Source organism: Psychrobacter sp. T6-1 (genome assembly GCF_052258445.1).
In genome coordinates this window covers 1-671 of the sequence record NZ_JBQQFC010000723.1, presented here as the reverse complement: position 1 = coordinate 671, position 671 = coordinate 1, and the positions used below count along the sequence as shown (strand labels likewise).

Annotated in this window: 2 protein-coding genes; both read left to right on the top strand. The window is 47.5% G+C overall.

The features are described from left to right. Positions 1-318 (top strand): molybdopterin-binding protein (locus ACTXGO_RS16560; RefSeq protein ID WP_443575168.1); only part of this gene is annotated, 318 nt, incomplete at its 5' end. A gap of 1 nt (position 319) precedes the next feature. Then, on the top strand, positions 320-671 hold a 352-nt coding region (locus tag ACTXGO_RS16555; protein ID WP_443575167.1), incomplete at its 3' end, for an NTP transferase domain-containing protein.

Here is a 671-nt window from a genome sequence, read left to right as displayed (position 1 = left end):
GCGGTGATTACCACGGGCGGTACTGGGTTTTTTATCAGAGATAGCATGCCAGAGGCGGTAAGCGTGTTGTTTGATAAGTCAATCGATGGCTTTGGCGAGATGTTCCGTCTGATCTCAAAAGAGGAGATTGGCATGTCAACGGTACAGTCGCGCGCCGTTGCAGGCATGGCAAATCATACCGGTATTTTTTGTTTGCCAGGCTCATCGGGCGCGTGCCGTACAGGCTGGGAGAGTATCTTAAAAGGGCAGCTCGATAGCCGTACGCGTCCGTGCAACTTTGTACCGCACTTTATGTCACAAAACCCGACTCATAATTAACATGACTGACGTTATAAAAGACTTGGCTCATTTGGCAGGCGTGGTCATTTTAGCAGGCGGTGCATCCACACGTATGGGCACAGCAAAAGCCCAGCTTATACTGCCCCTAGGTGAGCGCTTGCTAGATTATCACGTCAGACATGCGCTTGACTTGGTCAGAGCTAATGTTGTCCATGGTAAAAAGCTACCTATTATGATTGCCGATAATGGTCGCGGGTTTGACGTTGATTCAGCTTTAAAGAACAGCCACCCGCAAGACACCATCATACATATTGCTGATTATGCTAGCGTTGATGCCGATGCCGATGCTAATGCTAATGCTAATGCTAATGATAAAAATAGTAATGATAAGA